Below are 18,345 nucleotides of genomic sequence, written 5' to 3'. Positions count from 1 at the left end.
GATAGCGGTGTTTCAGCAATGGATGTGTCCATTGATCCACCGCTATCGCGGGCAAGCCCGGCTCCCACAGTGATTACGGGTGTTTTGGAGATTTACGCTCGGCATTGGGCCAGGCTTTTCACCTGGCCTGAACCTGTCTGGTTAGACTCGGCCAACCACGCCTCAAACCCTGCCCCAATCGCCGGCCATTCGGTATCGATGATCGAATACCACGCCGTATCACGGTTCTGCCCCTTGACCACCATGTGCTGGCGGAACACGCCTTCAAAACTGAAGCCCAAGCGCTCTGCCGCATATTTGGAGCGGCTGTTGCCGCTGTTGCACTTCCACTCCAAACGGCGATAACCCAGCTCGAACGCGTATTTGGCGAGCAGGTACACCGCTTCGGTGCTTTTGGGTGAGCGCTGCATCGATGCGCCGAAGGTGACGTGGCCGATTTCGATGCGGCCCTGGGCCGGCACGATGGACATCAGGCTGATGAAGCCTTGCACTTGGCCGCTGGCGCGGTCGACCACGCTGAAGAAATACGGGTCGCTGTTTTGGGCATGGTTGTTGAGCCATGCATCAAAGGCGGCGCGCTCGGGGAAGGGGCCGTAGGGCAAATAATCCCAAAGCTTGGGGTCGGCATTGGGACCATGCAGGCCCTCAAACAAGTCGTCGCCATGGCGCGCCGGGTCGAGCTTTTCCAGGCGAATAAAGCGCCCTTCAAGCAGTTGCACGGTTGGCTCGGGAACGCCTTTCCAGTCGGCGAGGGAAGTGGACATGCTGCGCTCCTTAAAGACCTTTGCGAAATTGGATGAAACCCGGGCGTTCGGCAATGCGTTCGTACAGCTGGATCGCGGTGGCGTTGGTTTCGTGGGTGAGCCAGTGAACCTTGGCGCAACCATCCGCCTTGGCGGTGGCGTAGACGAATTCGATCAGTTGGCGGCCGACGCCGGTGCCACGTTGGCTTGGGTCTACCAGTAAGTCCTGCAGGTAGCAGGAATTTTCGATGCTCCAATTGGAACGGTGGTAGATGAAGTTGACCATGCCCACCGCCTTGCCATCTTGCCACGCCAGCGCCGAATGGGTGGGTTCGCTGGCGTCGATCAAGCGTTGCCAGGTGCTTTGGCTGACGGCGTCCGGCAGCTCGGTGTTGTAGAACTTCAAATACGCCTGCCACAGCGGCAACCAGGCGGTGTGGTCGGCGGCGGTGACTTGGCGGATATCGATCTGGCTCATTCTGAAGCTCCTCGTGGAATAAAGCGCGCGAGGGTCTGGTCGCGCACATCCGTGCTGGCGGCCAGGCCGTCGCGCACGCCGGCGATGTCGGCCGGGCTGCGGTTCTGGCTGAGTTTGCGTTTACCGATCAGACGGTCGATTGGCAGGGCGAAGCCGACGATGGCCTTGAGCATGCCTTCAATGTAGTCCGCCGGTGCGTCGCTGACTTTCCACGGTTCGGCGCGCTCGCCTTCGTGGCGGTCGGTCAGCGCCGTGACCACGCCGAGCAAACGCTCGGCGTCGCTGAACACCTCGGCGTTGCCGTAGGCGTGTACGGCAATGTAGTTCCAGGTCGGCACCACTTTGCCGTGCTCGGCCTTGGCCGGGTAGAACGCCGGGCTGATGTAGGCCTCGGCGCCGGCGAAAATCACCAGGGCTTCGCTGCCGTTTTGCAGGTCTGTCCACTGCGGGTTGGCTTTGGCCAAGTGCCCGTACAGTGTGCCGTTCGGGCCTTCATCGGGGTTAAGCAGCAGCGGCAAGTGGCTGGCCAGCAGGCCTTGCTCACCGAAAGTAACCAGCTGCGCCAGGCGGGTGTGCTGGATTAGTTGATGCAGTTCGGGCAAATCGTCGAGAGCAAAGGCGCGGGGTGTGTACATGGAAATATTCCTTGGCGAATGCCTGCATCCTAGGCAGGCTAATGGTTCGTTGAAAGAGCCATCTGGCATCCATTTCATAGGTCCAATATGCCGCCCATCGCGCCGCCACTGTCATTCAACCCCACCGGCATTGAGCTGGATCGTCGCCAGGGCCTGACTCGCCAGTTGTATGAGGCTCTGCGCCAGCGCGTGCTGGACGGCCGGCTGGTGAGTGGCACACGGCTGACGGCCACCCGCGACTTGGCAGCGGCGCTGTCGATCTCGCGCAACAGCGTGGTGCGGGCTTACGACCAGCTGTATGCAGAGGGGTTTATCGAGAGCCGGGTCGGCGATGGCACTTATGTGGCTCAACTGCCCACGGCAAAAAAACTATCCACAAAACCATCCACAGGGTTATCAACAGGCTTATCCCCAGCCTTATCCACAAAATGGGAGAATTTGCCCGAAAATCTGGACAGTGAAGTTATCCACAGCGGCGGCCTGGCACGGATAAAAAACAACCACCTTTCACAAACACCGTCCGGCCCGCCGCGGGCATTTCGGGTGGGTGTACCCGCCTTCGACCTGTTTCCCTTTGAGGTGTGGGCCAAGCTGAACGGGGCGTTCTGGCGCAAACCGGACCTGGAGCAGCTCTGCTACGGCGACCCGGCGGGAGACGCTCGCCTGCGCGGCTTGATCGCCGCTTACTTGCGCAGCTCGCGGGGCATGCAGTGCACGGCTGAGCAAATAGTGATCACCAGTGGCGCGCAGCAGGCAATTAGCCTTTGTGCACAGCTGCTGGTGGAGCCTGGAGACGGCGTGGCGGTGGAAAACCCCGGCTATCGCGCGGCCGGGCATGCATTCGCCTTGGCGGGCGGCAAACTGCATGGCGTACCGGTGGACGGCGAGGGCATTGATTGCCAGGTACTCAACTCGCTGGACGATTGCCGCGTGGCTTACGTAACGCCGTCTCATCAATACCCGCTCGGCGTGGTAATGAGCCTGGCGCGGCGCCTGGAGTTGCTCGCCTGGGCCGAGCGTGCGGGGGGCTGGATCATTGAGGATGACTATGACGGCGAGTACCGCTACAGCGGCGCGCCGTTGTCGCCTTTGGCGGCATTGGACCGCAGCAGCCGAGTGCTGTACGTCGGCACCTTCGGCAAGGTGGCATTCCCGGCGTTGCGTTTGGGCTATCTGGTATTACCCCTGGGTTTGGTGGACGCTTTCTCCAGGCGGCGCGCTGTGGACATGCGCCACTCCGAAGTCAGCACCCAGGCGGTGATGGCCGAGTTCATGGCGGCCGGGCATTTTCAGCGGCATATTCGGCGCATGCGCCGCGCCGCATTGAGCCGACGCAACGCGTTACTGACGGGCTGGCCCAGTGGGTTGCCGGGTGTGGGGGAGTTGCCCGGCGTGGCGGCGGGGCTGCACCTGACGGTGCGTGTCGACAGCCTGGCCCGTGAGCAACAATTGCTTGAGCAAGCGTGCGCGGTGGGTGTGGAGGTCAACGGTTTGAGCACGTACTGGCTGGCGCAGTCGAGCCCTGCCGAGGATCAGCGCGCCGGTCTGGTACTGGGCTTCGCCGCCGTGCCCGAAGCGGGGATTGCCTTGGCGCTGGCGCGGCTGCGCCAGGCCTGGCAAGGCTGAATCAGCTACCGGATTCAGATTTCGGGCGGTCGAAAAACACGCGTTGGGCTTGTTCCTGGCTGATCTCGCTGCGCAAAAAGTTGACTCTCTGCTTGCTGGTCGAGCCTTTGGAGACGTCAGCGGCTGCGCCCATGCGAAGCTCCTCGACGGTTTTCAAGCGCGCTGACAGGAACGCCTTGTCGGGTGTCCAGTTGGCGCTGTAATGAAACTGGGCATACCAAAGCACTTCATGGGTTGAGCGATCACTGATGCTGTATTCCGAAACGTAGTGGGCCTTATGCCCCCGCTGTCGGCGGTTGAGGGTTTTTTTGAGGGTGATCGCATCATGCTGCTGGAGCCAGTCAAGCGCCCAGGCGGTGGGCGGATGTTGCTTGATCGCGCTGAGCACGCACGTGTTGCTGGTCTTATAAAGGGCTTCTACAGCATCGACCAAGGCCTTTTTCACGGTACTCGCTGGCAGCGTTTCACTTTCGGTGTCGTTGCTTAACGTCAGCGTGTGCTCGATGGCATTGGCGGCCTGTTCCAGGCGCGCCGCCTGATGGTGGTAAAGCTGTTCGATGCTCACAGGGGTTCGGTCTGGCCGACTCGCTCGGGCAGTGGCGCGCAGCTGGAATGCCGGCAGTTCGTCGAGCAGTGCCTGGCCCTGTCGAATGGTGGTTTGGATATCCACTGGCGACGGTGTCGTGGGCGGCGTTTTCACGCGCAAGGCCCAGACCCCTTTGGTTTTTTCATGGAAGGTGGCGATCACTTTGTTCGTGACCGGCGAGGTGATATCCACCAGCCAGGTTTCCGTTGCTAGATCAGTCAACCGCGGTTCGCCAATGAGCTGCCCATGAAAGCGCGTGCGGATGTATTTTTTATGAGGCCTGGGCAGGCTTGGCGGCGGAGTCGGACGGCTGCGCACGCGGTCTCGTTCGGTCGTCGACACGCCAAGGTTGCTGATGGCCCGGCGCTGATAGCCGGCGAGTTGGCTGCGCAGGGTTTGCAGCGGCTTTGGCAGCACGAGCTCCGAAAAGTCGACGGCAAAATCCTGCAGCTGTTCGTCCTGCGTCTGGAATTGATCGATCAGGCTGTTGAGGGTGTCGATTCGTGCGTCGAGTTGCGACTCGCTTTGTGCAAGCAAGGTTTCCTGCAAACACTGAATCGAGATTTCGGCGCTGTTCACAATTTGATCGAGCGTCGTCCAGGCCAAAGGCGCCGCCTGAATGCTGGTCGGCGACAGGCATAAGTTGCGCGAGATCGACACGCGTAATGCTTTCAATTGGTCGACGTTATAGGCGGGCAGCGTACCCTGGATGATGCTGATCAGGTGCTTGCCATCCCTGCCCAACTGGTCAAGCTCACTGAAACGGCTCTGCATGTATTCCAGGTGTTCAATGGTGACCGGGATCAGCTCGTTGAGGCTCTGGTCCTCTTCGATCTGGCGGTCTTGTGGCGACTCGGCCTGGCGTTCGATTCGATCCAGGGCGGCGCGCAGTTTCGGGGTAAAAAGCGTGAGGATTTCGCGCAAACTTTCGCCCGTCATTTTGGTTTGTGCCTTGATGTAGCTCATGGCTTTTTGCGGGTAATCGGAAGTCGGAGCGTGAACACTCAATTCCTTGAGTTTTTGCAGGGCCGATTCGTAATCCTTGCGTTGGCTCTCCAGGGTTCGAAGGTAGGTTTGTCGACGCGCCTCGGCTGACGTTGAGGGGCCAGCTTCCATGGCCTGGCGCGTTTGTTCCAGCTGGCGCTGGGCGGCTTTTTTGGTGTTCTCGAACGCATCCAACTGTACGCGCAGCTCTTGCGCGCGTTTGAGCGCCAAGGACTGTGCCTTGCGGGTCAGGTACTTGGGGCCGCCGCCACGCAGGCGCAGGCGGGTATCCACAAACCATTGCCCTTTTCGGTTGTTGATCAACGGCGGGCCGGTACGCTCGGGCTGCGCAGGGTCGGCGATCAGCACACTGTCGTTTTCATCCACCCGCACCTGGAACCAGCGCGTGCCCACGGGCGCGTACCAGTTTTGACCGCTGCGATAGAGATGCTGATGTGCGCCCTCGACAGTGTTGGCTTCACCCAGCGCGTCGGGCTTGGCGACCTTGAAACTGTCCAGCACGACCGCCAGGCGTGAGGGCGTACGGTTTATTGCGCCACTGGTATGCAAGGGCTGGTCGTGGTTGCTTTGCGCGTCCGAGGTGATGGTTGCCAGTTTGTTGATGGACAAGGGTGTTGTCTTGACGGTGGGACGCGGCAGCTCTGCCATGTTGGGCGCGTCGATTTCCCGGCGTGGCGCGTTGCGGGTGACGCTGTGCAGGGTGAGTGCCATGCCGATGTTAAGCAGCAGGTCGGCAAGGGCCGCCCAGGGTGACGCCTGTTCAGGGTGGGCCTGGGCGTCGACCACGTGTTGCAGCTGATCCATGATTTGCCAGATCCAGGCAGCGGCGCCGACAGTCCTGCCGAGGAATGGCAGGGCAGCATTGAAGATCATCCAGCCGGCGCGCTTGAACGTGGCCCATCGCGCATCGCTGTTGGACACTGATTGGCGGTCGGCCAGTTCGACCAGAGCGTTGGCATTGGCGTTATACAGCGTGACGAACTGATCGCCCGTCAGCGCCTGCGTACCGAGCGCCATCGGCCCACTCATGATCAGCAGCTTGAGGGGGTCGACCATGAAGTCGACCACCGTCCAAGGCGAGGGCAGCTCACCGGGGAACACGTACTGGGCGTAATCATGGCGCGCGTCATCCGGCAGCCAGGCAAGCACCGAGTCTCGCAGGCTCGTGGATTGTTGCAGGGCGTAGATCAAGTTGGTGGGTGACGGGTACTGGCTCAACGGCTGGTCGAGCAGCGGCCGATACAGCAAACAAGGGCCAGCGGCCGGGTCCTGGGGGCCGATGACGAACATGTTGGCGACGGTGTCCAGGGTTTTACTCGGTCGCCGTAGCGGCTCGAACGCCAGCGGCCGTATGACGATCACCTGGCCCTGCACCTGGCGGTCGGCGGGATCGGCCTGCATCGCCGCCGCCACATAGCGATAGCCCAGCTCATCAATCCCGGCTTCATCGCGAATCTTGCACTGCAGCGCGAGCATCGGCAGTTGAAGGCGCAGGTGTTGTGCATAGAGCGCTTGGCGGCGTCTGGATTCCTGGGGATCAGCGATGAGTTTTTGCTTGATCAACGCAGGGTAGGCGTTGCCGATGTCTACGCGGCTGATCAGCGTTTTCAGGTACTCGACGGTCAGCCAGTCGGGAAGCGGTTGAGGGCTTCTTTTGCGCAACGTGGTGACGCCCAGAGGCAAGGCAATCAAGTTCTGCAGCGCCAGCTCTGCGAGGCTGAACACGGCGATGTCGAATTGCCCGGGTATCGGGAACAATCCCCAGATCACCGGGCTTTTCACCACGATATCGAGGTCTTCCAGAAGCAGCGCCGCAGCGTCGGGGTGGTCTTTGCGCATTTCGGCGTTCAGCACATCCAGTGCGTATTGCTTGATCGGGCTGATGCCATCCTGATAGGACTGGCCCTGATTGGAACTGTGCAAGTTCGCCAGGTCCTTGAGGTAGCGCGAATAGACATTCTGATCGGAGCTGGAGGCGCTGGTGAGCCAATCGGGGAGGGCCTGGATAAACGGTTGCAGATCGGGGGCTGCCACGGTGGATTGGGGGGCTGGCGGTGACACCAGGGATGTTTGAGTGGCTTGGGATTCGCGTAAATACGAAAAATCGATGGCGCCGATGGCGGCAATCTGCACGCTGATGAAGGCACACGCCAGGTAGTCAAAAAAATCGCCATCGGGTTCAAGCAGGCGCCACTGAATGGTTTTGTGGGTGGTAGCGTTATCCAGGAGGTTGGGCAGGTCCTGGGCGAGTTGTTCCAGGCTGCTGTATTTTTTGAAGCCCAGGAGCAGTGAGTGCGTGAGGATTACGTCGCTGCCCTCCTGTTGACCGATGACGACGCTGATCAGATGCTCGTTGAGGTGCGTAACGTTGCCAGCGTCGTCGATCTCGTCGATATCGATCACATAGGCCCGCACAGCATTGGGGCCACTGAGCAGGCGTGTCGCGAGGTCGGGCGTGCGGTACAGCTCACTCGCCATTTGCCGGTCTGCGGCGGTCCAGCCGGATAACTCTTCAGCATCCCAAAATTCGCGCAACGCAGCGGACAACGACTGCCAGCGCGGACCGCTTTCACCCTCGGCGCCGTTCCAGTAGGTCAGCAGCGTCTGTTGATAGCCGGGCAAGATCACGGGCGCCAGGGTGTTGAGCATGCCGGCAATGTCGAGGATGCGCACCGGAAGGTGCACCGCCGGCAAAACGATCGGCAATTGGGTCAGGAAGTGTTCACCTTCCAGGTACAGCACGGGCGTCGCCACCACTGACTGGACGGCCAGAATGTCGGTCAGTGCCTGGTAGTAGTGGCCGGCAGCGACGACCTGATCATCGACAATCTCCCATATCGGGGTAACGACCACGGCGATGTTCGGGTCGATGTCCAGTGACGGATAGAGCGTGTGCAACTGTTCGCGCAACAACTCGGCGGCGACTTCGCGAAACGCCGGGCCGAGGGACATTTGCGTGATCAAGGCTGCGGTGAGGGTGTGCGGTTGAGCCGTGGAAAGGGTGGCGGTCATGGAGCGTCCTGGCGTGCGTAAGAATGGCAACGACCCCAGAGCAACCCTGGGGTGTGGTCATGCTAGAAAACGCACGGTCAGGAACGGTGGTGCTTATGTAGCGTCGGTATTGGTGCTCAGCGCAATTCGCCGCACAGGTCCAGCTCCATCAGTCGACGGACTTCCTGAGTGTCGAGCCCGGCGCCGATCAGCGCGTTGAGCTTGCCGAATGCAGCTTCGCGGGTCATGCCGCCACCGGACAACACGCCGACGCCGCGCAAACGGCTGCCAGCTTCGTAGACGTCGAGTTCCACGCCGCCTTCATGGCATTGGGTAATCGCGACCACCACAATCCCGTGCTCCTGCGCGCGCTGGAGGCTGGCGAGAAAGGCAGGGTTGTCGCTCGGCCCGGTGCCGCTGCCGTAGCACTCCAGCACCAGCGCCTGAATGCCGCTGTCGATCAGCGCATCGAGTTGCACGGCAGCGATGCCGGGCACCAGCGGCAGCACGCCAACATTGGCCAGGGCCTTGGGCTGACGGTAGTGCAGGGCTGCCGGGATCATGTCGGCCTGGGCCACGCCGCCGTTGCGTCGCAGCGCGGCAAAGGGGTTGCGGCCGAAACTGCGGATCTTCGCGCAACGGGTCGGCGCCATCAGCGCGCCATGGAAGTACAGCTGCACGCCCGGTTCAAGGCCAGCACCCAGCGCCGCCAATGCGCCGCTGACGTTTTCCCAGGCATCGCTGTCGGGCACGCCGGCCGGCAACATCGAACCGGTGAACACCACGGGCGCGGGCAAGCCGAGCAGTTGGAAGCTCATGGCTGCCGCGCTGTAGGCCAGGGTGTCGGTGCCGTGCAGGATCAGCACGCCATCGCAGCCCAGGTCCACGGCGTCGATCACGGCCGTGTGCAGGCGCTGCCAGTAGGCGGGGGTCATGTTGGCGCTGTCGATCAGCGGAGCCATTTCCTGGAAACGCCAGGCGGGAACCGCTTGATCCGCAAGCTGCTCGCGCATGTGCGCTTCGAAACCGGATGCGGGCGCCAGGCCGTTGGCGCTGGCCTGCATGCCGATGGTGCCACCGGTGTAGAGCACCATGACGTTGTGTGAGGGTGACATTAAGATTCTCCTGAACGAAAAACGCCGCCGGGCCCAGAGCATTCCCAAGGCCGGGCGGCGTGTCATCTATCTACGCTTAGCGTTGCGCTTGAGCGTTCAGTTCAGCCGAAGCGACTGCTTGCGGTTTTGCCGGATTCGCCGGCCAGGCCTTGCGGTCCAGGTCCAGGTCAGGGAACTGGCTGGAGTCGAACACGGGCGTCTTGATGCCGGCTGCGCGCTGGTTGTCGTAGTCGTTCAGGATGCGCATGGCGATCTTGAACAGGAACGCCAGGGCGAACAGGTTGACGAACGCGAGCATCGTCATGGTGATGTCGGCGAAGGCAAACACGGTGCCCAGGTCCTCGATCGAACCCCAGAAAATCAGCGCCAGCACCAGTGCGCGGTAACCCATCAGCACCTTGCGGTTGTCGCCGACGATGAAGCGCAGGTTGCTCTCGCCGAGGTAGTAGTTGTACATGATCGAGGTGAACACGAACAACGCCAGGGCCACGGAGATGAACATGCGGCCCCAGTCGCCCACTACAGCGGCCAGGGAGTTCTGGGTCAGGGCAATGCCGTCGCCTTCAAAGCCCGGGGTGTAGAAACCCGAGAGCAGGATCAGCAACGCGGTGCAGGTGCAGATCACGAAGGTGTCGAGGAACACGCTGAACGCCTGGACCACGCCTTGGGCAATCGGGTGTTCTACCGAAGCCACCGCTGCCACGTTAGGCGCACTGCCCAAACCGGCTTCGTTGGCGAACACGCCGCGTTTCACGCCCATGATGATCGCGCTGCCCACCAGGCCACCGAAGGCTTGGTCGAGGCCGAACGCGCTCTTGACGATGGTCGCGAGCATGGCGGGTACGTGGTCGAATTGCAGCACGATCACGTACAGGGTCACGGCGATGTAGACCAGGGTCTTGACCGGCACCAGCAGGTCAGCGATCGAAGCAATACGCTTGATCCCGCCGATGAACACCAGACCCAGCAATACCGCCAGCGCCAGGCCGGTGTAGGTGGTGTCCAGGCCAAACGCGCTGTTCAGCGAGTGGGTCACGGCGTGGGCTTGCAGGCCGTTGAAGGCGAAACCGAAGGTCACCAGCAACAGGAACGCGATGACCATACCCAGCCAGCGTTTTTGCAGGCCGTGCTGGATGTAGTAAGCCGGGCCGCCGCGGTAGGCGCCTTCGGCGTCCGTGCGCTTGTACAGCTGACCGAGGGAGCACTCGATAAAGCTCGACGACATGCCCACCAATGCGGTGACCCACATCCAGAACACGGCGCCGGGGCCACCCAGGGTGACCGCAATGCCGACACCGGCGATGTTGCCGGCACCGACGCGGCCGGCCAGGCTGAGCATCAGCGCCTGGAACGAGCTGAGTTGGCCGGAGCTGCTTTTCAGGCTGTCTTTAAACACCGAGAACATGTGGAAAAAGTGACGCAGTTGAACGAAACGCGAGCGGATCGTGAAATAACCGCCGAGCCCGACAATGAGCACGATCAGTACTTTCCCTGAGAGGAAGTCGTTGATGACTTCGAGCATGGAGTGTTCCTCGCTGATTTTTTTAATGGCAAACGCAGGACGGTCCGACGCATCGCTCAGCACCAGGCAGTGCACGACGCTTCGACCCCAATCCTTTTGCGGGTGTTGTTATTCATGCGGTTTCGCGCAGCCAGGGTCTCGTTACCGACGGCCACTGACGCGAACAGGGGCGGCACTATACCTACGCGAGAGTAATCCGTCTGCACGAGGCGATTAAAGGTTTCAGCCAAGCTGTTGCAGGGGCGTTGGGTTTGCAGGGCGATTTTAGAGTTCTTATTGGCGTCATTTCACAACCTCAAGGCAAAAAAAAGGGCCTGAAGAACGAGCCTTCAGGCCCTCAAAAGGTGAGAGGTGTCTAGTCCCTCAACCTGGTGAGCGGTGCAACAAACGTCAGGCCTTCAAGGGGACCAGACGTGGGGCAATCATGTTTTCGGGGCGCAGAATGTCGTCGAGCATGGCGTCGTCGAGCAAGCCTTCTTCGCGTACCAGTTCCAGCACGCCGCGGCCGCTTTCGAGGGCGATACGCGCAATGCGGGTGGCGTTTTCATAGCCGATGTACGGGTTCAGTGCGGTGACCAGGCCGATGGAATGCTCCACCAGTTCGCGGCAGCGCGCTTCGTTGGCGGTGATGCCGACGATGCAGTGCTCGCGCAGCATGTCCATGGCGCGTTGCAGCAAGCGGATCGAGTCGAAGATCTTGAACGCGATCAGCGGCTCCATCACGTTCAGTTGCAGTTGGCCGCCTTCGGCTGCCATGGTCAGGGCCAGATCGTTGCCGATGACCTGGAATGCCACCTGGTTTACGGCTTCCGGGATCACCGGGTTGACCTTGCCGGGCATGATCGAGCTGCCTGGCTGACGCGCCGGCAGGTTGATTTCGTTAATGCCTGTGCGTGGGCCGCTGGACAGCAGGCGCAAGTCGTTGCAGATTTTCGACAGCTTTACGGCGGTACGCTTGAGCATGCCGGAGAACAGGACGAAGGCGCCCATGTCGGAGGTTGCTTCGATCAGGTCGGCTGCCGGCACCAGCGGCTGGCCGCTGATCAGGGCCAGGCGCTGGACGGCCAGGGCCTGGTAGCGCGGGTCGGCGTTGATGCCGGTGCCGATGGCGGTGCCGCCCAGGTTCACTTCGGTCAGCAGCTCTGGTGCCAGTGTTTTCAGGCGGGCCAGGTCTTCACCGAGGGTGGTGGCGAAGGCGCGGAATTCCTGGCCGAGGGTCATCGGCACGGCGTCTTGCAATTGGGTGCGGCCCATTTTCAGCACGTGGCTGAATTCGACGCCCTTGGCGGCGAACGCCTGGATCAAGCTGTCGAGGCTGGCCAGCAGCGCGTCATGGCCCAGCAGCAGACCCAGGCGGATCGCGGTCGGGTAGGCGTCGTTGGTCGACTGCGCCATGTTCACGTCGTTGTTAGGGTGCAGGTACTGGTATTCGCCCTTGTTGTGGCCCATGGCCTCCAACGCGATGTTGGCGATGACTTCGTTGGCATTCATATTGGTTGAAGTGCCGGCGCCGCCTTGAATCATGTCCACCACGAACTCTTCGTGGAAATCGCCGCGAATCAGGCGGGCACAGGCTTCGCTGATAGCCGCGTGCTTGGCATCGCTGAGCTGGCCCAACTCGCGGTTGGCGTCAGCGGCTGCTTGCTTGACCATTGCCAGGCCGACCACCAATTTCGGGTAATGCGAAATCGGAACGCCCGAGAGGCGGAAGTTATTCACCGCTCGCAGGGTCTGGATGCCGTAATACGCTTGAGCGGGTACGTCGAGTACGCCAAGCAGGTCTTTTTCTGAGCGGAATGATGCAGCGGAGGACATGACGGAAATCATCTCGATAGGGACCCGGAACTGGCCGGAACGCTGCGAATGCTAGGCTTGTAGGCGATTTTGGGCCAATGCCTTTCAGCGCTGGCCTATGCACAAACGGCATAATGTAGCTGTGACCCGGTTATCATGGCGGGCGTGTGTACCAAAATGGTGCGTATCCGTGGGAGGAACTGATGAACCTTGAGAGCAAATGGCTGGAAGACTTCAGCGCCCTGGCGGCGACCCGCAGTTTCTCCCAGGCAGCGGAGCGGCGCTTTGTGACCCAGCCGGCGTTCAGCCGACGTATTCGCAGCCTGGAAGCCGCGTTGGGTCTGACACTGGTCAATCGCTCGCGCACCCCGGTAGAGCTGACGGCGGCGGGGCAGTTGTTCCTCGTGACCGCGCGCACCGTGGTTGAACAGCTCGGTGAGGTGCTGCGCCATTTGCATCATCTGGAAGGCGGGCAGGGTGAAGTCATGCAGGTGGCCGCCGCTCACTCCCTCGCGTTGGGCTTCTTCCCGCGCTGGATCGCGCAACTGCGCAATGAGGGGCTGAACATTGCCACGCGGTTGGTCGCCACCAACGTGGGTGACGCGGTGCACGCCCTGCGTGAAGGCGGCTGCGACTTGATGCTGGCGTTTTATGACCCGGACGCCGCCATGCAGATGGACCCCGAAATTTTCCCCTCGCTGCACTTGGGCAACACCGAAATGCTCCCGGTGTGCGCCGCCGATGCCGACGGCAAGCCGCTGTTCGACCTGGAAGGCGAGGGCAGTGTGCCGTTGCTGGCCTACAGCGCAGGCGCTTTTCTCGGGCGTTCTGTTCATCTGTTATTACGCCAGCGTGCGTTGCGCTTTACCACCGTGTATGAAACCGCAATGGCCGACAGCCTGAAAAGCATGGCGCTGGAGGGCCTGGGCATCGCCTGGGTGCCGCAACTCAGTGTGCGCGCTGAATTGGCGCGCGGGGAACTGGTGGTGTGCGGCGGGCCGCAATGGCATGTGCCGCTGGAGATTCGCCTGTATCGCTGCGCGCTGGTGCGCAAGGCGAACGTGCGGTTGTTGTGGCGCAAGTTGGAAGGTGGCGCGGCGCAGAGTCCGGTGAATGAGCGTGGCCCGGCTTGATTATTGATGAATTGGATAGTTATCTGATCAATAAAGCGACTATAGTCATTTTTTGATCATTTTTCTATTCAAAAAATCAAGTTTAATACACAAATTACTGGCTGCTGGATTATTGACTGGAATACTGATCAATACTTGGTAAAAGTTAAATTTTCGATCAGGAAAATAGACAAAATGCGGATGACTGCGATGAGTGAAGAGGCTATCGCACAAGCGATTGGCTCTCGCCTTGAAGCCTTAAGGGTGAAAAAAAACATTAATCAGGAAACGGTCGCTGAGGAGGCGGGCATTTCCCGAACGACGTTACGCCAGTTGATGGCGGGTAAGGGCACTTTGCTCAACCTGATTTCGGTCTTGCGGGTGATCGGGGAATTGGACCGCTTGAGTTCTCTGGTCGAGGAGGTACGTTCAAGTCCTATCCAGATGGCGAAGATGGCCGGTAAAAAACGGCAGCGCGCCTACACCCTCCGCAAAAATCTATCCCCAGATGCTTCGGTGACCGGCCAGAAAAAACTCATCGCTCCCGATGCAGCCAAAAAGGACACTCGTTGGTGATCGCACAAATCTACCTGTGGGGCCTGTACGTCGGCGCGCTCAATTGGGATGAGGCAACCTTGGTGGGTGAGTTCGAGTTTTCTCCCGAGTTTGTGGCAACCGGGCTGGAAATCTCGCCCATCCACATGCCCGCTCGTGTCGGTTACACGTACGCGTTTACTCACTTGAACCGAGAAACCTATAAGGCACTTCCAGCGATCTTTGCCGATTCTCTCCCCGATGACTTCGGTAACGCTCTGATTGACGCCTGGTTGGCCCAGCAAGGTCGCGACAAGCGTTCCTTCACGCCGGTAGATCGGCTGTTGTATCAGGGCAATCGCGGCATGGGGGCGTTGGAGTACCGGCCTGCCATGAAAACAGAGGCTAACGAAGCCGAGAGTATCGAGATCGAGGCGTTGGTCCAGTTGGCCGGTGAGGTGCTTGCTGGGCGCGAGAGCCTGGAGGACCGCCTGACGTCCAATGACCCCACGGTCGATGATGTCGCGTTGCAACGCTTGATCCAGGTCGGCACCAGCGCGGGTGGCGCACGCGCGAAGGCGATCATTGCGATCAATGACGAGGGGCATGTCAGGTCGGGTCAAGTGACGGCCCCGAAGGGTTACAGCTATTGGTTGCTCAAGTTTGACGTCGCCAGGAACACCGATGTGCTTGCCGATAGTCAGGGTTTTGGCCGGATCGAATACGCGTATCACTTGATGGCCAGGCAGGCCGGTGTGGTGATGACCGAATGCCGCCTGCTTGAAGAAGGAGGGCGCGCCCACTTCATGACCCGGCGATTCGACCGCACCGATGAAGGCGATAAAATCCATACCGCCACGTTGTGTGCGCTTGATCATGCCGACTACAAAAAACCCGGGGAATATTCTTACGCTGAAGCGTTAAGCGTACTCAGGGTATTGAAACTGGGGCGTCGAGAAGCCGAGCAGTTTTTCCGGCGGATGGTGTTCAACGTGATCGCTCGAAATCAGGACGACCACACCAAGAACATCAGCTTTTTGCTGGACACCGATGGCACTTGGTACCTGTCGCCCGCCTATGACGTGACGTGGTCCTATCTGCCTGGAAATTTCTGGGTCGATAGCCATCAGATGAGCGTTAACGGCAAGCGCGACCATTTTGCGGTGGAAGATCTCCTCAAGGTGGGAGAGCAGATCAAGGGAATGAAAGCCAGGCAGATCATCCGAGAGGTGCATGACGCTGTTTCGCAGTGGCCGGTGATCGCAACCGAAGCGGGCGTCTCACACGCCATGATTGATGCCATTGCCAGGACCCATCGACTGGGCCTCATCGCTGACTTGTAAGTCAATAAAACCGCCACTTTGCGCCGCTGGACAGATGGTCATCCAAGGGGCTGTTTATCTGAATTATTACGGTATACTGCGCGGCCTTCGGCCGGTCCAATCGGCCAGAATTCGTACAACAAGCCACGCTGGATTTCCCGCGTGGCTTGTTGTTTTTTGACGCGCCTGCGGGCGCCCAGAGAGAAGAGGCACGACGATGAGTGCATTGGTTGGCGTGATCATGGGCTCCAAGTCCGATTGGTCCACCCTTAGCCACACCGCCGATATGCTGGAGAAACTCGGCATTCCGTATGAAGTGAAAGTGGTCTCTGCCCACCGCACCCCGGATTTGCTGTTCCAGTATGCCGATGAAGCAGAATCCCGTGGCATCGAGGTGATCATCGCCGGTGCCGGCGGTGCGGCGCACCTGCCAGGCATGTGTGCGGCCAAGACCCACCTGCCGGTGCTCGGTGTGCCGGTGCAGTCGGCCATGCTTTCGGGCGTCGATTCGCTGTTGTCGATCGTGCAGATGCCGGCCGGTATTCCGGTGGCGACCCTGGCAATCGGCAAGGCTGGCGCGATCAATGCCGCCTTGCTGTCCGCCAGCATCCTGGGCGCCAAGCACCCGCAGTTCCACGCGGTGCTGAAAAAATTCCGCGCCGAGCAGACAGACAGCGTCCTGGACAATCCAGACCCACGCATCGCCTGAGGTGGTTGATTGATGAAAATCGGTGTAATCGGTGGCGGCCAACTGGGCCGCATGCTGGCTCTGGCGGGAACTCCGCTGGGGATGAATTTCGCTTTCCTGGACCCGGCGCCGGACGCCTGCGCGGCGGCATTGGGTGAACACCTGCGTGCTGACTACAGCGATCCGGACCACCTGCGCCAACTGGCCGACGAAGTCGACCTGGTGACCTTCGAGTTTGAAAGCGTCCCGGCTGAAACCGTGGCCTTCCTGTCGCAGTTCGTGCCGGTGTACCCGAGCGCCGAAGCCCTGCGCATCGCTCGCGACCGCTGGTTCGAGAAGAGCATGTTCAAGGACCTGGGCATTCCGACCCCGGCCTTCGCCGATATCCAGTCCCAGGCAGACCTCGACGCCGCTGTCACCAGCATCGGCCTGCCGGCCGTGCTGAAAACCCGCACCCTGGGTTACGACGGCAAGGGCCAGAAAGTCCTGCGCACTGCCGCCGATGTGGTCGGCACCTTTGCCGAACTGGGCAGCGTCGCCTGCCTGCTGGAAGGCTTCGTGCCGTTTACCGGCGAAGTCTCGCTGATCGCGGTGCGTGCCCGTGATGGCGAAACCCGCTTCTACCCGTTGGTGCACAACACCCACGACAGCGGCATCCTCAAGTTGTCCGTGGCCAGCACCGATCACCCGTTGCAGGCCCTGGCCGAAGATTATTCCAGCCGTGTGCTCAAGCAGCTGGATTACGTCGGCGTGATGGCGTTCGAGTTCTTTGAAGTCGACGGTGGCCTCAAGGCCAACGAAATCGCCCCGCGCGTGCACAACTCCGGGCACTGGACCACCGAAGGCGCCGAGTGCAGCCAGTTCGAAAACCACCTGCGGGCGGTGGCGGGCTTGCCGCTGGGTTCCACGGCCAAGGTCGGCGAGAGCGCAATGCTCAACTTCATCGGTGTGGTGCCGGCGGTGGAAAAAGTCATCGCCATCGACGACTGCCACCTGCATCACTACGGCAAAGCCTTCAAGGCCGGGCGCAAGGTCGGCCACGCCAACCTGCGTTGCAAGGACCGCGCGACACTTGACGCGCAAATCCTCAAGGTCCAGGCGCTGATCGCCGAGCAGTAATCCAGGAATCGGCGGGAACCATTGGTTGCCGCCGCCTCTCTCATTGCAGGACGCTAAAGTCTGACTAGGCTTTTGCGTAGTTCACTTCATACAGAGGGAAATGCCATGGGTATCATCGGAACCATCTTCATCGGCTTGATCGTCGGTCTGCTCGCGCGTTTCCTCAAGCCAGGCGACGACAGCATGGGCTGGATCATGACCATCCTGCTGGGTATTGCCGGTTCGCTGGTTGCCACTTACGGTGGTCAGGCACTGGGCATCTACCAGGCTGGCCAGGGCGCAGGCTTCCTCGGTGCGCTGGTCGGCGCCGTCGTGCTGCTGGTGATTTACGGCTTGCTGCGCAAAAAGTAATTTAGCGACGAAGCCCTCTGCGCTACGCAGGCGCAGAGGGCTAGAATGCTCGGCTTCCGACTTTGCCGAGCCTCTCCATGCGCCGTCTTATTTTGACTCTCCTCTTGCTGGGCTCAGGCCTGGCGCACGCCGGCGAACTGCCGGAAACCGACTGGCTCGAACTGATGCCGCTTTCCGACCAGAAAGCCCTCGAAGCCATGCCCGAAATTGACCACAACTCCCCCGAAGCACAAGGCACGTTCACCGACAAAGGTGGCTTGAAGCAAAGCAAAGGCTTACCGGCGGTGATGTATTCCACCAAGACCGTGGCCGCCATGAACGGCAAGAACATCCGCATCGGCGGTTATCCGGTGCCGCTGGAAACCGATGCCAAGGGCCGTAGCACGCTGTTCTTCCTGGTGCCGTATCCGGGCGCCTGCATCCACGTGCCGCCACCGCCGCCTAACCAGTTGGTGCTGGTGCGTTATCCCAAGGGCTTGAAGCTGGATGATATCTACACGCCGCTGTGGGTCACGGGCACGTTGAAAGTGGAGAAGGTGAATAACGATCTCGCGGATGCGGCGTATGCGCTGGATGCGGGGAAGGTAAGGGCCGTGAAAGAGTCCGATCTCTAAATTGACGAAGAACCCAATGTGGGAGCGGGCTTGCTCGCGAAAGCGGAGTGTCAGCCACTGTATATGTAGCTGATACACCGTATTCGCGAGCAAGCCCGCTCCCACATTTT

The 18,345-nt window shown here is 60.6% G+C and carries 15 protein-coding genes; 8 read left to right on the top strand and 7 right to left on the bottom strand.

Features of this window, described 5'->3' with window-relative positions; all coding sequences use genetic code 11:
• Window positions 1–92: 92 nt before the first annotated feature.
• From Q7C20_RS04225 to Q7C20_RS04215, 3 genes are read right to left on the bottom strand one after another with little or no spacing between them, the layout of a single operon-like run.
• Window positions 93–764, bottom strand: coding sequence for a GNAT family N-acetyltransferase (locus tag Q7C20_RS04225; RefSeq protein WP_375065678.1), 672 nt, complete (start codon window positions 762–764; stop codon window positions 93–95).
• 10 nt (window positions 765–774) lie between these two features.
• The gene (locus Q7C20_RS04220; RefSeq protein WP_348057607.1) at window positions 775–1,221 is read right to left on the bottom strand and encodes a GNAT family N-acetyltransferase; all 447 of its coding nucleotides are present in this window, start codon (window positions 1,219–1,221) and stop codon (window positions 775–777) included.
• On the bottom strand, window positions 1,218–1,856 hold the full coding sequence (locus Q7C20_RS04215; protein ID WP_348057609.1) for an FMN-binding negative transcriptional regulator: 639 nt from the start codon (window positions 1,854–1,856) through the stop codon (window positions 1,218–1,220). The genes Q7C20_RS04220 and Q7C20_RS04215 overlap by 4 nt, the downstream gene beginning before the upstream one ends.
• 87 nt (window positions 1,857–1,943) lie before the next feature.
• On the opposite strand from Q7C20_RS04215, the gene Q7C20_RS04210 reads away from it, so the two are divergent.
• Window positions 1,944–3,482 (top strand): PLP-dependent aminotransferase family protein, encoded by a 1,539-nt coding sequence (locus Q7C20_RS04210; protein ID WP_375065675.1) that lies wholly within the window; start codon window positions 1,944–1,946, stop codon window positions 3,480–3,482.
• A 1-nt stretch (window position 3,483) separates the two neighbouring features.
• Here Q7C20_RS04210 and Q7C20_RS04205 read toward each other — a convergent pair whose 3' ends face one another.
• The 4 genes from Q7C20_RS04205 to aspA form a co-directional block, all read right to left on the bottom strand.
• A complete protein-coding gene (locus Q7C20_RS04205) occupies window positions 3,484–8,085 on the bottom strand; it encodes a hypothetical protein (RefSeq protein ID WP_375065673.1) in 4,602 nt (1,533 codons plus the stop codon).
• A 116-nt stretch (window positions 8,086–8,201) separates the two neighbouring features.
• Window positions 8,202–9,179, bottom strand: coding sequence for an asparaginase (locus Q7C20_RS04200; protein ID WP_375065671.1), 978 nt, complete (start codon window positions 9,177–9,179; stop codon window positions 8,202–8,204).
• A gap of 76 nt (window positions 9,180–9,255) precedes the next feature.
• Window positions 9,256–10,701, bottom strand: a complete 1,446-nt coding sequence (locus tag Q7C20_RS04195; protein WP_375065669.1) for an alanine/glycine:cation symporter family protein — start codon at window positions 10,699–10,701, stop codon at window positions 9,256–9,258.
• Between the two features lie 390 nt (window positions 10,702–11,091).
• A complete protein-coding gene (gene aspA, locus Q7C20_RS04190) occupies window positions 11,092–12,516 on the bottom strand; it encodes an aspartate ammonia-lyase (RefSeq protein ID WP_375065667.1) in 1,425 nt (474 codons plus the stop codon).
• Between the two features lie 182 nt (window positions 12,517–12,698).
• Here aspA and Q7C20_RS04185 point away from each other — a divergent pair, with 182 nt between their 5' ends.
• The 7 genes from Q7C20_RS04185 (at window position 12,699) to Q7C20_RS04155 (ending at window position 18,235) form a co-directional block, all read left to right on the top strand.
• Window positions 12,699–13,628: a LysR substrate-binding domain-containing protein gene (locus Q7C20_RS04185; protein ID WP_348057620.1), complete on the top strand. Its 930-nt coding sequence runs from the start codon at window positions 12,699–12,701 to the stop codon at window positions 13,626–13,628.
• Window positions 13,629–13,817: 189 nt separating this feature from the next.
• Complete coding sequence (locus Q7C20_RS04180; protein WP_375065664.1) at window positions 13,818–14,183, top strand: helix-turn-helix domain-containing protein; 366 nt, start codon at window positions 13,818–13,820, stop codon at window positions 14,181–14,183.
• The gene (locus Q7C20_RS04175; protein ID WP_375065662.1) at window positions 14,180–15,484 is read left to right on the top strand and encodes a type II toxin-antitoxin system HipA family toxin; all 1,305 of its coding nucleotides are present in this window, start codon (window positions 14,180–14,182) and stop codon (window positions 15,482–15,484) included. Before Q7C20_RS04180 ends, Q7C20_RS04175 begins: the two co-directional genes overlap by 4 nt.
• A 196-nt stretch (window positions 15,485–15,680) precedes the next feature.
• The gene (gene purE, locus Q7C20_RS04170; RefSeq protein ID WP_003176980.1) at window positions 15,681–16,172 is read left to right on the top strand and encodes a 5-(carboxyamino)imidazole ribonucleotide mutase; all 492 of its coding nucleotides are present in this window, start codon (window positions 15,681–15,683) and stop codon (window positions 16,170–16,172) included.
• A 12-nt stretch (window positions 16,173–16,184) separates the two neighbouring features.
• On the top strand, window positions 16,185–17,270 hold the full coding sequence (locus Q7C20_RS04165) for a 5-(carboxyamino)imidazole ribonucleotide synthase (RefSeq protein WP_375065659.1): 1,086 nt from the start codon (window positions 16,185–16,187) through the stop codon (window positions 17,268–17,270).
• A 105-nt stretch (window positions 17,271–17,375) separates the two neighbouring features.
• Window positions 17,376–17,621 carry a GlsB/YeaQ/YmgE family stress response membrane protein gene (locus Q7C20_RS04160; RefSeq protein ID WP_348057628.1) on the top strand — a complete coding sequence of 82 codons (246 nt, stop codon included), beginning with the start codon at window positions 17,376–17,378 and terminating at the stop codon, window positions 17,619–17,621.
• Window positions 17,622–17,698: 77 nt separating this feature from the next.
• A complete protein-coding gene (locus tag Q7C20_RS04155) occupies window positions 17,699–18,235 on the top strand; it encodes a DUF3299 domain-containing protein (protein ID WP_348057630.1) in 537 nt (178 codons plus the stop codon).
• The last annotated feature ends 110 nt before the right edge of the window (window positions 18,236–18,345 follow it).

The organism is Pseudomonas sp. AMR01 (assembly GCF_041946035.1).
In the GTDB taxonomy this organism is placed as follows: Bacteria; Pseudomonadota; Gammaproteobacteria; order Pseudomonadales; family Pseudomonadaceae; genus Aquipseudomonas; species Aquipseudomonas antarctica_B.
The sequence above is the reverse complement of the archived record's forward strand: the minus strand, read 5'-3'. Positions and strand labels throughout refer to the sequence as shown.